Annotated in this window: 11 protein-coding genes; 4 read left to right on the top strand and 7 right to left on the bottom strand. The window is 68.6% G+C overall.

What is annotated here, in order from left to right:
* Window positions 1-9 precede the first annotated feature (9 nt).
* A complete protein-coding gene (locus INQ42_RS09510; RefSeq protein ID WP_194034052.1) occupies window positions 10-498 on the top strand; it encodes a transcriptional repressor in 489 nt (162 codons plus the stop codon).
* Between the two features lie 10 nt (window positions 499-508).
* Here INQ42_RS09510 and INQ42_RS09505 read toward each other — a convergent pair whose 3' ends face one another.
* Window positions 509-2,770 (bottom strand): TonB-dependent receptor, encoded by a 2,262-nt coding sequence (locus INQ42_RS09505; RefSeq protein WP_228064337.1) that lies wholly within the window; start codon window positions 2,768-2,770, stop codon window positions 509-511.
* A 98-nt stretch (window positions 2,771-2,868) separates the two neighbouring features.
* Between INQ42_RS09505 and INQ42_RS09500 the strand changes: the two genes are divergently transcribed.
* Both INQ42_RS09500 and INQ42_RS09495 read left to right on the top strand, forming a co-directional pair.
* Entirely contained in the window at window positions 2,869-3,276 is a 408-nt protein-coding gene (locus INQ42_RS09500; RefSeq protein ID WP_193984105.1) for a MerC domain-containing protein, read from the top strand.
* 135 nt (window positions 3,277-3,411) lie between these two features.
* Entirely contained in the window at window positions 3,412-3,603 is a 192-nt protein-coding gene (locus tag INQ42_RS09495) for a 30S ribosomal protein THX (RefSeq protein ID WP_193984103.1), read from the top strand.
* A gap of 95 nt (window positions 3,604-3,698) precedes the next feature.
* On the opposite strand, the gene INQ42_RS09490 is transcribed toward INQ42_RS09495, so the two are convergent.
* Together INQ42_RS09490 and hutI are read right to left on the bottom strand one after the other, a co-directional pair.
* Window positions 3,699-4,910, bottom strand: a complete 1,212-nt coding sequence (locus INQ42_RS09490) for a dipeptidase (protein ID WP_194034050.1) — start codon at window positions 4,908-4,910, stop codon at window positions 3,699-3,701.
* A 77-nt stretch (window positions 4,911-4,987) separates the two neighbouring features.
* Entirely contained in the window at window positions 4,988-6,280 is a 1,293-nt protein-coding gene (gene hutI / locus INQ42_RS09485; protein WP_194034049.1) for an imidazolonepropionase, read from the bottom strand.
* 88 nt (window positions 6,281-6,368) lie between these two features.
* Between hutI and INQ42_RS09480 the strand changes: the two genes are divergently transcribed.
* Window positions 6,369-7,706 (top strand): formimidoylglutamate deiminase, encoded by a 1,338-nt coding sequence (locus INQ42_RS09480; RefSeq protein WP_194034048.1) that lies wholly within the window; start codon window positions 6,369-6,371, stop codon window positions 7,704-7,706.
* Between the two features lie 75 nt (window positions 7,707-7,781).
* Here INQ42_RS09480 and INQ42_RS09475 read toward each other — a convergent pair whose 3' ends face one another.
* From INQ42_RS09475 to INQ42_RS09460, 4 genes are all read right to left on the bottom strand, one after another.
* On the bottom strand, window positions 7,782-8,234 hold the full coding sequence (locus INQ42_RS09475; protein ID WP_194034047.1) for a hypothetical protein: 453 nt from the start codon (window positions 8,232-8,234) through the stop codon (window positions 7,782-7,784).
* Between the two features lie 181 nt (window positions 8,235-8,415).
* Complete coding sequence (locus INQ42_RS09470) at window positions 8,416-8,832, bottom strand: hypothetical protein (protein WP_194034046.1); 417 nt, start codon at window positions 8,830-8,832, stop codon at window positions 8,416-8,418.
* The gene (gene mfd, locus INQ42_RS09465; RefSeq protein WP_194034045.1) at window positions 8,829-12,368 is read right to left on the bottom strand and encodes a transcription-repair coupling factor; all 3,540 of its coding nucleotides are present in this window, start codon (window positions 12,366-12,368) and stop codon (window positions 8,829-8,831) included. Before mfd ends, INQ42_RS09470 begins: the two co-directional genes overlap by 4 nt.
* A gap of 49 nt (window positions 12,369-12,417) precedes the next feature.
* Window positions 12,418-12,969 carry a GNAT family N-acetyltransferase gene (locus INQ42_RS09460; protein ID WP_194034044.1) on the bottom strand — a complete coding sequence of 184 codons (552 nt, stop codon included), beginning with the start codon at window positions 12,967-12,969 and terminating at the stop codon, window positions 12,418-12,420.
* Window positions 12,970-13,065 lie beyond the last annotated feature (96 nt).

Genomic DNA, 13,065 nt, shown 5'->3' with positions numbered 1-13,065 from the left:
ACCGACGACATGAGCCCTGTCCACGACTGCACCGATCCGCAGCACCACGTCCACGATGGCGACGCCTTCGTGCTCGAGGTGGAGCGATTGTGCGCGCAGCGCGGATTGCGCCTGACGCCGATCCGCTCCCATGCCCTTCGCCTGATCGCCGATGCCGAGCGGCCGCTGAAGGCCTACGAGTTGCTGGACCGGATGAAAGCCACCCACGATGCCGCGGCGCCGCCGACGGTGTATCGCGCGCTGGATTTCCTGCTCGAGCACGGCTTCATCCACAAGCTGGCCTCGGTCAACGCGTTTGTCGGCTGCCACCATCCCGGCGGCGAGCAGCACGCGGTGCCCTTCCTGATCTGCGACGGCTGCCAGTCGGCGACGGAACTTGAGGACGACACCATCGTGGAGGCGCTGGAATCCCGCGCGCGCGGGCTGGGGTTCGTGCCGCGGGCGCAGATCCTGGAAGTGCACGGCCTGTGCGCGGCCTGCTCGGCGGCCGCGCGCTAAAGCCGCTCCGTCAGAAGAACGCGCGCACGCCGAACGCGATGCCGCGCCCCGGCAGCGGCGCCAGATCCTTCAGGAACGAGGTGTGCGGACGGGCCTCCTGATCGAGCAGGTTGCTGCCGTCGAGGAACAGCTCCCAGGCGTTGCCCGACGGGGTGTCGCGGTGCCAGGCCAGGTGGGCGTCGACGAGCGTGTAGCCGGGCGTCGTCGTTTCGTTGGTCGCGACCCGGTCCTGCTTCAGGTAGCGCACCGCGCCCAGCGACACGCGCCACGTGCCGTTGCTCCAGGACAGTTCACTGCCCAGCCGCGCCGGCGCCAGGCGCGGCAGGTTGCCTTGCTCGCTGATCCGCGCCGCGTGCCGGTGCACGTGCCCGCCGTGGAAAACCTCCACGTCGACGTCGCGCTCGCGGCCACCGGGCGCGAGCCTGCCGCGCACGATATCCCCGAACACCCGCAGGTCCCACGCGCCACGGTCATTGTCGACCAGCGCGATGGTGGCGTCCGCCTCCATGCCGTGGAAGCGGGCATCGGCCTGGTTCCACAGGCGCACCGGCACGCCACCGTCCAACAGCGCACTGCCGGGGTCGTCCAGCGACGTCGGGCTGGCCTGGTAGATGAAGTCCGCATAGCGGATGCCGTACACCGCCGCGCCCAGATCGATGCGCTCGCCGTGCCAGCGCAGTCCCAGCTCGAGCCGGTTCGCGGTTTCCACGCCGAGGGTCTCGTCGCCGATCTCCATGGTTCCGGTGGCGACATGCAGGCCGTTGGAGAACAGCTCCTCGGCGGTCGGTACCCGCTGGGAGCGGTCCAGCCCGAGGGAGGCGTGGAACCGGTCGCTGAGCTCCCACTGCACCGCCGCGGACCCGCTCAGCGCTTCGAACTTTCGCGAGTTGGCACGCAGCGGCGCGAGCGGCGGCGGCACCGCATCGATGGTGTTGCGGTCATGCCGCGCGCCCAGTTCGAACTTGAAGTCGCCGCTGCGGCGCTCGCCGATCCAGAACAGGCCGGTGTCGTTGCCTTCGGTGCCCGGCACGAACGCTTCCGCGCCGACGGCGTCGAACTTCCGGTGCGCCCATTGCACGCCGAACGCGCCGCGCCAGCCGGCCCAGGGCTGGTGGACCAGTTCCAGCCTCGCTTCCTTGCTGCTGTTGTCGAACACCGTGCCGATCGCCTCACCCTCGAACTCGGTGTGGGTGTAGCGGGTGTCGGCGAACTTGATCCGCAGGGTCTCGAACACGCCCAGTTCGTCCAGGCCGGCGCGCACTTCGGTGCGACGCTGGTCCATCAGGATGTGCACGGCGTCATCCCCATGGGCGTCATCGCCATGGTAGTGGCCGTCGTTAGCGTCGTGCCCATGGCCATCACCATCACCGTGGGAATGGCCCGGCACGCCGTAGCGGGTGTTGAACAGCGAGTAGCCCACGCCCGCGAAGCCGCGCTCGCCGACCCAGGACAGCCCCAGCGCGCCGCTATCGGTGCGCAGGGCGCTGTTGGCCAGCGTTCCGGAGGTGGCGGGATCGGGCGTCTCGCCCTCGGCGGCCAGCTGGCGGGCGCTCTCGGCAAACCCGGGGATGGCGTAATCGCCGGTCTCCCGGTGCAACGCATCGAAGTGGAACACCAAATGGCCCGAGGCGGAGGTGCCGTCCAGCCGCAGCATGCCGGTCTTCTCGTCGTTGACCGTGCCGGCCCGCAGTTCCGCCCGGCCTTGCAGCGGCTCGTCGGTGGCCGCCTCGGGGATGCGCCCGTCGATCACGTTCACCGCGCCACCGATGGCGCCGCTGCCGTAGAGCAGGGTGGACGGTCCCTTCAGTACCTCGATCTGGTTGGCCAGGAAGGGCTCGATGCTGACCGCGTGGTCGGCGCTGACCGTGGACACATCGCCCGAACCCAGCCCGTCGCTGAGCACCTGGACCCGCGCGCCGTCAAAGCCGCGCACGATCGGGCGGCCGACGCCGGGACCGAAATAGGACGACTGCACGCCGGGCAGCTTATTGACCGTCTCCCCCAGCGAGCTGGCCTTGGCCGCGTCCAGCCGTTCACCGGCGAGGACCTCCACCGGGCGGGCCAGGTCCTCGACCGTGCCGGGCAGGATGGATGCCCGCACCTGGACCGCGCTCAGGTCGACCGGCTCATGGTCCGGATCGTGCGCCTGCATGGATGCCGAATCGACGCCGGCGGCAAACGCCGCTGGCGTGACCAGCAGCGCTGACAGCAATGCACGGGCGAGAAGATTGGGCTGCAACGAAAACGGAGACTTCTGGAAAGCGGGGGACACGGACATCCTGCAAAAGTAGCGGCACGGGATCGGAATGTTATATTATTCCAATCTGTCGGCAAGTCCCCACAAGCCATGCATCCATCGAAGGTGTCCTGATGTCCCCGCGTAACCAGCGTTTGCTCGACCGCCTTGGCGCATCGGGTTCCATCATCTGCGCGGTGCACTGCGCGCTGCTTCCGGTCGCCATCGCGTTGCTTCCGGCGGTCGGGTTGATGAGCCTGGGCAGCGAGCGGTTCGAGCAGGCGTTCGTGCTGTTTGCCACTTTGCTGGGCGTATTCAGCCTCGTCCAGGGCTACCGGAGGCACGGTGTCGCGCGGGCGCTGTGGCTGTTGTTGACGGGCCTGGGTGTGCTCTGGGCGGCGGTGCTGTACCACCCGCTGCACGCCAGCGTTGTACCGCACGCCGTTGCCATGACGTTTGGCGGCACGCTGGTGGGCGTGGCGCATGTGATCAATCTGCGGCTGAACCACGGACACGTGCACGACGCCTGCTGCCACCACTAGGCAGACGGCCGGGCGGACGCCCATGTTAAGATTTGGCGGTTCCCGCGCCACGCGTGGCGCCGGCAGCATGCGCCGGTGATCACGCCTGAGGTGCGGGTTTTTCAATCGTATCAACACCCAACCGGGAGCAAAATCATGGGCAAAGGCGACCGCAAGACCGCCAAGGGCAAGCGCTTCAACTCCAGCTACGGCAACTCCCGCTCGGCCGTATCCAAGGCCGCCGGCACCGCCAGCGCGCCGGTAGCGAAGAAGACTTCCGCCAGCAAGGCCGCGAGCAAGGCAACGACCAAGAAGGTCGTCGCCAAGAAGACCGTCGCCAAGGAATAAGCACCGGCGCCATGCCGTTGTGAGCAGAGGCCCCGCGAATGCGGGGCTTTCCTTTTTTGCCCCGATTGTTTCAGGTGCTCCGCACCCCGGTTGGGCTAGCGGGCACCGGCCTCGATCGCCGCCCAGGTCCGCAACAGATTGCCGCCGAGGATCTTGCGGATGTCCGCATCGCTGTGGCCACGGGCCTGCAGCCCGCTGATCAGGTTCGGGAAGTCGGCCACCGTGCGAAGACCATCGGCCAACTCGCCATCGACGCCGTCAAAGTCCGAGCCGATGCCGACGTGGTCGATCCCGATCAGCTGCACCGCGTAGTCGATCTGGTCCAGCACGGCCTCGATTGGCGTCTGCGGCGCGGGGTGCGCCTGCGACCAGTCGCGGTTGAACGTCTCCCGGTCAAGCTCGGGCTTCCCGGCGGCCCGCAGCTCGGCGTTGCGCTGGTTGAAGTCGTTGATGGCGCGGAAGTGGGCCTGCGTGTCGGCCGCACCCTGGGGATCGACGAACGCGGTGCCGAAGGGAATCTGGACCACGCCGCCCTTGGCGGCAATCGCCTTGGCCAGCTCATCGCTGATGTTGCGCTCGAAGTCCGGGGTGAAGTGGCGGAACGCGGAATGGCTGGCGATCACCGGCACCGTGCTGAGTTCGATCGCCTGGCGGGCGGCTTCGTCGGAGACGTGGGAGACGTCGACCATGATCCCCAGCCGGTTCATCTCGGCCACGACCTGCCGCCCGAACGGGCTCAGGCCGTTCCATTTGCGCTCGATGGCGTAGGAGGAGTCGGCGATCCGGTTGGCCGCGCTGTGGGCCAGGGTGATGTAGCGCACGCCGCGATCGAAGAAGAACTGCAGGTTGGCCAGGTCGTCGCCGATGGGCGCGCCGTTTTCCATGCCCAATGGCAGTAGCACGCGCCCGCCCTGGCGCAGGCGCTCGACGTCGCCGGGCGAGCGCAGCAGCGCAAACCGGTCGGGATGGCGCTGGACCAGCGCCTCGACCGAGTCGATCATTTCGTTGGCGGCCTGCCAGGCGACGCCGTCCTCGTCCTGCTTGGCCGAGGTGTAGATCGACATGAAACCCACGTCCAGGCCGCCGGCGCGAGCCTTGGGGTAGTCGAACTCGCGCCCTGGCGCATCGATGCCCAGGTCCATCCAGCGATCGGTCAGCATGCCGGGCGCGTCGATGTGGGTGTCCACGATCACCGCCTCCTGGGCCAGCGCGCGGGCGGCATCCGTGGCGCTCGGCTGCGAGGTCGACTGGGCGAAACCGAGGGCGGGAACGAGTGCGAGCAGCAGGACGGGCAGGGTGCGATGCATGATCTCTCCAGTGGGTCCGCGGGTCTGTGCGGCGTGGTAACGAGAGCTCGATAGTGCCGTAATCGGGCGGCTCGGCGTTACCGGTGATGCACGCGTTGACCACCGATCCAGACGCCGCCGGCGAGGTCACCGCCCAGCCAGTATCCCAACTCGGCCGGATGGCGGATCTTCCAGCGCACGAAGTCGGCACGCATGCCCACCCGCAGCGCGCCGCGATCGTCCAGCCCCAGCGCGCGCGCGGCGTTGACGGTCGCTCCGCGCAGGCCCTCCTGCGGCGTGAGGCGGAAATGGGTGCAAGCCAGTTGGAGGGCCTGGCGCAGCGACAGCAGCGGCGAGGTGCCGGGGTTGCAGTCGGTCGCGATCGCCATGGCCACGCCGTGTTCGCGGAATGAGGCGAGCGGCGGCACCCGGGTTTCCCGCAAGACATGAAACGCGCCAGGCAGCAGCACGGCGACCACGCCGGCCGCAGCCATCGCGCGCACGCTCTCCTCGCTGGTGTGCTCGACATGGTCGGCTGACAGACCGCCGAATTCGGCCACCAGCGCAGCGCCACTCAAGTCGCTGAGCTGGTCGGCGTGCAGCTTGACCGGCAGGTCCAGCGCGCGCGCGGCCTGGAACACGCGGCGCGTCTGCGCCGGCGTGAAACCGATGCCCTCGCAGAACGCATCCACCGCATCCACCAGCCCCTCGGCGTGCAGCCTGGGCAGCCACTGCACCACTTCCTCGATGTAGGCGTCGGCCTGTTCCCTGTACTCGGCGGGCAGGGCGTGCGCTGCCAGGTAGGTGGTGCGAACGCCGATGCCCAGTTCCTCGCCGATCCGGCGCGCCACGCGCAGCATCCGGCGCTCGCCTTCGAAGTCCAGGCCATAGCCGGACTTCATCTCCAGCGTTGTCGCGCCGTCGGCGAGCAGGGCGCGCGCGCGGGGCAGCGACTGCCGCAGCAGCTCGTCTTCATCGCAGGCGCGCACCGCTTCCACCGTGGACAGGATTCCGCCGCCGGCGCGGGCGATTTCCTCGTAGCTGGCGCCCTGCAGGCGCAACTCGAACTCGCGCGCGCGATCGCCGGCAAACACCAGATGGGTGTGGCAGTCGACCAGGCCCGGGGTGATCCAGCCGTCGGTGGTGATGACATCGTGCGCCAGCGCTTCGGGCTTGTCGGGAAGTCCATCGCGCGGGCCGACGTAGGTGATCAGTCCGTCGCGCCAGCCCAGCGCGGCGTTGCGGACCTCGCCGTAACCGTCGGCGCAGTCGAGCGTCGCCAGCGATGCGCCCAGGATGAGGCCATCCCAGCGCTCGCCGGCGGTGCCCGGGGCGTCGCTGGCGGCCGGCTTCGTGGCGCGGAGGTCCTTGGTTTCAGCGGAAATCGTCATCGGGTCATTGTAGGGAACACGCTTGCGCCTGCCAGGCCGGCCGCCAGGGCAGCTCGCCAGCGCCGCCGCGGCAGGCGACAATCAGGCGATGAACAGCAATGCGACGGCCAGGATCTGGCGCCCCGAGGGTTGGCGCGATGGACCGCTGCCGGAGAATGGCACCCGTGCGGACCAAACCGCGCCACGCCACGTGTCGAGCTCGCAGCAGCGCGTGGTGCCCGGAATCGCCAACCTGCATTCGCACGCCTTCCAGCGCGCCATGGCAGGCATGGCCGAGTCGCAGACCCATCCGGAAGACTCGTTCTGGACCTGGCGCGAAACGATGTACCGCTTCGCTGACCGCTTCACCCCCGAATCGCTATACGCCGTTGCTGCGCAGCTGTATGCCGAGATGCTGGAAGCCGGCTACACCACCGTGTGCGAATTCCACTACCTGCATCACGGCCCCGGAGGCAAGCCATGGGCGGACCCCGCGGCGATGTCCTCAGCGCTGGTCGAGGCCGCGGCCGACGTCGGCATCCGCATGACCCTGTTGCCGGTGCTGTACATGACCGGCGGATTCGACGGCCGGCCGCTGGAGCCGCGACAGCAGCGCTTCGGCCACACCGTGGATGGCTATCTGCGGCTGCTGGATACGTTGCGGGCGAAACAGAACGGGCGCCTGCGCATCGGCTGCGCTCTGCACAGCCTGCGCGCGGTGCCGGCGGAGGCGATGCACGAGGTGCTTGCTGCGCTGCCCACGGACAGCCGCGTCCATATCCATATCGCCGAACAGCTTCCCGAGGTCGAGGAGTGCCTGCGGCTGCGCGGGTCGCGTCCGGTGCAGTGGTTGCTGGACAACGCGGCGGTCGATGAGCGCTGGACGCTGGTCCACGCCACCCACCTGGACGACGCCGAACTTGCCGGCGTGGCCAAATCCGGCGCCACGGTGGCGATCTGCCCGACCACGGAAGCCAACCTCGGCGATGGCCTGTTCCGGCTGCGCGACTATCTCGACGCCGGCGGCCGCTGGGGAGTCGGCTCGGACTCCAATTCGTCAGTATCGCCGGTGGAGGAACTGCGTTGGCTCGAATACGGCCAGCGCCTGGTCACCCGGCGACGCAACATCGCGGTCAGCGTGGACTCGTCCAGCGTCGGCGAGACCCTGCTGAGGGGCGTGCTGGCCAGCGCATCGGACGCCACCGGCGATCGGGTCGATCCGGCAGGCGCGGACGTGCTGGTGCTGGACGGCGACGCGCCGCAGTTTGCCGGCGCCACAGATGCGGACGCGGTGGATCGCTGGATATTCAGCGGCAACCGCCCGCTGGTGCGGCAGACCTGGGTGGACGGTCGCTGCGTGGTCGATGGCGGGCGGCACGTGGACGCGGACGCGATCGCGGCGCGCTACCGTCGGGCCGTCGCCGGGCTGCTCGCTCAGGACGGCTAGCGCAGTGTGGCCACCGTAGGTCGCCTGACCCAAGCCGGCAAACCAGGGCAGACGTAAAGTGAACGCAGTCGGCCGTTACTGGCCGGCGATCGCCTTTGCGGTATGACGGGTCGAGAAGTCGATGTCGCGGGTCAACTCGAAAGCCTGCTGCAGCTGATCCTGCGACGGCGCTTGGGTCCAGACGTGCGCGCTTCGGCCATCATCGAGCTTGAGCAGCGTCTCGCGTGCCTCGATGCCCGGCTGCCCGGCCAGTTCGGCCCGGTACCACTGGACATCGCGCCCGCCGATGCTGCCGTTTTCCACCCGGTTGCTGCGCTGCGGCGAGAAGGTGGGCTTCTTGCTGATGTACATGCCGAACGCTTCGGACCCGTCGGCACGCAGGGCGCGGCAGAAATCCGCGCCGTCGCCGCCGCGGTACTCCCATGTCAGACCGGTACTTGCGTCCAGCTGCGGGCAGCCACTGGCCTGCTGTGCATGGCCGCCGCCGGCGACCAGCAGCAGCGGCAATAAAAACGCCGTCTTGTTCATTGGTATTCCCCCTGGTTGCGGAAAACGCTCCGCGTCGCACCGTGCAATGCATCACAGGGCACGGCTTTACCGACCTTAAAGCACGTTGCGGGGATTGACAATTGCCGGCGGAATTGCTTCGGTCAGTGCATCAATGCGACTGCGGCGGCAAGCCTGACGCAAAGTGCGCCGTGCAGCCCGATCAGTACGACGAGTTCGACCGCTCGACCTGCAGGGTCGCCACCGGCTGTGCCTCAAAACCCAGCCTTATCAGGCGGTAGCGCCAACCGGAGTAGGTCGCGCTCGCATCCAGGTCGGTGGAGAACAGCAGTTCACCGGTAGCCGACTCGGCGCCATCAATGCGCGACGCTGGAGTAATCCGCAGCTGGATCTCCGCCCGTCCGGCCCACACGCATTGCACGTGAGGACGGCAGCGGGAGTCGCTGCTTACCTGGTGATAGCGCACCCGAGTGCCATCGGCGAGGCGTGCGCTCTCGCCGGGCGAGAGAACGAAGGTTCCACCGCTTTCGATTTCCCGCTCAACGGGTGAAACGCAGCCGCCCATCAACGCCAGTACGGCGACCAGGCCCAGGCGACGACAGTGCGCCGCGCCGATCACGTTGGTGCCAGGGCAATCAGCAGAGCGCGCGCGGCAGCAATGCGCGCGGCGGGCTCGGCCAGTTCCAGGCTGAGGCGCAGCTTGTCGGGGCCGTCCATCCGGTACAGGTTGGGCTGGCCCTGGATCATTCGGATCACCGCCATCGGGTCGACCTTGGGCTTCTCGACGAACTGCAGCCGGCCGCTGGTGGGACCGATGTCGAGTTTGCGCACGCCCAGTTCGGTGGCCTGCAGCTTCAGTTCGGCGATGGCGAACAGGTGTTTGGCCGGATCGGGCAGCAGGCCGAAGCGGTCGATCATCTCCACCTGCAGCTCGCGCAGATCATGCGCGTCGCGCGCGCCGGAGATCCGCTTGTACAGCGTCAGGCGGGTGTGCACGTCGGGCAGGTAGTCCTCCGGGATCAGCGCCGGAACATGCAGCTCGACCTCCGCGCCGCGCTCCTCAGTGGCGTCCAGGTCGGGCAGTTTGCCCTGGCGGATGCTGCGCACGGCGCGCTCCAGCAGCTCCGTGTAGAGGCTGAAGCCGACCTCGGCCATCTGCCCGCTCTGGTCCTCGCCGAGCAGCTCACCGGCGCCGCGGATCTCCAGGTCGTGGGTGGCCAGGGTGAAACCGGCGCCCAGTTCGTCCATCGCCGCGATCGCGTCCAGCCGTTTCTTCGCATCGGCGCTGATCGAGCGCGTGTCCGGCACCACCAGATAGGCGTAGGCGCGGTGGTGCGAGCGACCGACGCGCCCGCGCAGCTGGTGCAGCTGCGCCAAGCCGAACTTGTCGGCGCGGTTGATGATGATGGTGTTGGCGTTGGGGATGTCGATGCCCGACTCGATGATGGTCGAGCACAACAGCACGTTGAAGCGCTGCTTCTGGAAGTCCAGCATCACCCGCTCCAGCTCGCGCTCGGGCATCTGGCCGTGGGCGATGCCGATGCGCGCCTCCGGCACCAGCGCTTCCAGCTCGCGCTGCATGCGGCCGATGCTTTCCACGTCGTTGTGCAGGAAGTAGGCCTGGCCGCCGCGGGAGATCTCGCGCTGGAATGCCTCGCGCAGCTGGCTGTCGTCCCACGGCACCACGAAGGTCTGCACCGCCATCCGGTGGGCCGGCGCGGTGGCGATGATCGACAGGTCGCGCAGCCCGGCCATCGCCATGTTGAGCGTGCGCGGGATCGGCGTGGCGGTCAGGGTCAGCAGGTGCACGTTCGCGCGCAGGGCCTTCAGCGCCTCCTTCTGGCGCACGCCGAAGCGCTGTTCCTCGTCCACGATGACCAGTCCCAGGTCCTTGAAGCGGACATCCTTCTGCAGCAGCCGGTGGGTCCCCACGATCACATCGATCGTGCCTTCCGCCGCCTTTTCCAGCTCGGCCTTGATCTGCTTGGGCGTCTTGAAGCGCGACAGCACTTCCACCTTCAACGGCCAGTCGGCGAAGCGGTCGCTGAAGTTGCGGTAGTGCTGCTCGGCCAGCAGCGTGGTCGGCACCAGCACCGCAACCTGCTTGCCCGCCGCGGCGGTCGCGAACGCGGCGCGCACGGCGACCTCGGTCTTGCCGAAGCCGACGTCGCCACAGACCACCCGGTCCATCGGCTGGCTGGATTGCAGGTCGCGCAGCACCGCCTCGATCGCGGCGTGCTGGTCGGGGGTCTCCTCGAACGGGAACGCGGCCGCGAACGGCTCGTACATCGCCCGGTCCAGGTCGATCGCCAGTCCGGCGCGGGCCCGGCGCCGGGCCTGGATCTCCAGCAGCTCGGCGGCCACATCGCGGACCTTTTCCTGCGCCTTGCGCTTGGCCTTGCTCCATTGCTCCCCGCCCAGCGAGTGCAGCGGCGCGGTTTCCACCGACGCGCCCGAGTAGCGGTTGATCAGGTGCAGCTGGCCGACCGGCACGTACAGCCGGTCGCCCTTGGCGTACTCGATCTCCAGGTATTCGTTTTTCTCGCCGCCGGCCTCCAGCGTGACCAGCCCGCGGTAGCGGCCCACGCCGTGGTCCTCGTGGACGATCGGCGCGCCTTCGGACAGCTCGCCCAGGTCGCGGACGATCGCCTCCGGCTCACGTCCCGCGCGACGCGGACGACGCGGCTGGGTCGCCCGTTCGGGGAACAACTGGCGCTCGGTCAGGACCGCGAGCGCGGGCGCGGTGAGAGCGAAACCATCTTCCAGCGGAGCCACGGCGATGGCGAAGCGGGTGTCGCCCGCACTGTCTGCCGGCGCCTTGGCGGTAATCCGGTTGCTGCCCAGGAACGCCTGGAAATCCGGCAGCACCTCCGGCTCCAGCTCGGCAGCGCGGAGGATCTCCAGCAGCGCCTCGCGGCGCCCGGCCGAATCGGCGGCGATCAGGACCCGGCCCGGATAATGGCCGAGGAACGACTTCAGCTCGCCGGCGGGAACCTGGTCGCGCGCACTGATCGGCAGCGCGGGCGCCGGCTGGCTGGCCAGCACTTCGGCACGCGTACCCTGCGGATGCGATTCGCCGCAGACCTCGATGCGGGCGCCCTGGTTGAGCCGTTCGCGCAGCGCATCCGGCGACAGGTAGAGCGCGTCCGGCGGCAGCAGCGGTCGCTCCAGATCATGCCGGCGCTGCTCATAGCGCTCGCCGGTCTGGCGCCAGAACGCGTCGGCGGCCTCGTTGACGCCTTCGCCGAGCAGCGGCAGGGTCGCCTCGTCCAGGTAATCGAACAGGGTGGCGGTCTGGTCGAAGAACAGGGGCAGGTAGTACTCGATCCCCGACGGCGCCGTACCGGCCTTGAGGTCCTGGTACAGGCCGCTGCGGCGGGTGTCCAGGTCAAAGCGCTCGCGCAGTGCATCCAGCGCGCGCTTCAGGGATGCATCGTCCAGCGGCAGTTCGCGGCCGGGCAGGAGCTTGACCGCATCGATCTTGTCCTCGGAGCGCTGGGTCTCCGGGTCAAAGCCGCGGATGGTGTCGATCTGGTCGTCAAGCAGCTCCACCCGGAACGGCTGCGAGGCCCCCATCGGGTACACGTCCAGCAGGCCGCCGCGCACGGCGAAGTCACCCGGGTCGAGCACCTGGGGCACGTTGTGGTAGCCGGCCGACTGCAGCCGGCGCTGCTCGGCATCCAGGTCGAGGCGCTGGCCGACGGTGACATCGAAACTGCCGCCGACCACATGGCGCAGCGGCGCCAGTCGCTGCAACAGCGTCTGCACCGGCACGACGACAATCCCTCGTTGCAACCGCGGCAAGCGGTTCAACGTGGCCAGTCGCTGGCTGATGATTTCCGGGTGCGGGCTGAAGTGGTCGTACGGCAGCGTTTCCCAGTCCGGGAAGTGCAGCACCGGCAGGGATGCAGCGTCGCTTCCGGGCGGCTCGGGATCGCCCGCCGACGCGCCGGAGCCCAGCAAGGTATGCAGGTCCGCCTCCAGCTGCTGCGCGGACTGGTTGTCGCGCACGATCGCCAGAAGCGGCCCCGGATGGGTGGCCGCAGCGCGGGCAATGTGGAAAGCGAGGCCCGACAGCGACGCCGGCGCGCGCCACCAGGCACGCAGATGGCCCGCTTTCGGCAGCGGCGGAGTGGGGGAGGGGGAGGCAGGCATCAGCCGGCCATTTTAGCCGATGGCGCCAGAAGCCGTCCGGGGTCGGGGGTCAGGCCGCGTCGTCCGTCGGGTTCAGTTGCAGCGTGACCCGGACAAGCCCGTCCTGCTGCCACTCGCGCACGAAGCCCAGCGAATCGGCCAGCGAGAGCATCGGCAGGTTGTGCTCGAACACGTCGCCATAGACGCGCTCGAGCTGTTTGCCGCGCGCCCATTTCACCAGCCGCGTCATCAGATAGCGCCCCAGCCCCATGCCGGCGATGAAGTGGCTGACAAGGATGGCGAACTCCGCATCGCGCCCGTTGGGGTCGATCGAGATGCGCGCGACGGCGCCGACCAGCGCTTCACCGGGCGGCAGCGGCTCGGCGGCCACCAGGGCGAACTCGGTTTTGGGCTGGATCCGGGTGAAGCGCTCCACCGATTCCTGCGAGAGCTCCTTCATGGAGTGCAGGAACCGCTGGCGGATCTCGTTGGGCTGCAACAACGAGAAGCCGGCACGCAGTGGCTCCGCATCCTCGGGACGGATCGGGCGGATCAGCAGCTCACGCCCGTTGGGCAGGCGCTGGCGTTCGTGCCACGGCGGGAGTCGTTCACGGGTACTCATGCGCAGATGGTGGCACACGGCATGTAAAGGCCGTATTCATCCAGTGATTGCCGGCCCGGCAGCGTCGGTGAGGAGCGCAAAGGCACGCTGCGCATA

The organism is Lysobacter avium (assembly GCF_015209745.1).
GTDB classification, from domain to species: Bacteria; Pseudomonadota; Gammaproteobacteria; order Xanthomonadales; family Xanthomonadaceae; genus Novilysobacter; species Novilysobacter avium.
Note: the sequence above shows the minus strand (reverse complement) of the source record. Positions and strands in the feature narration are given on the sequence as shown.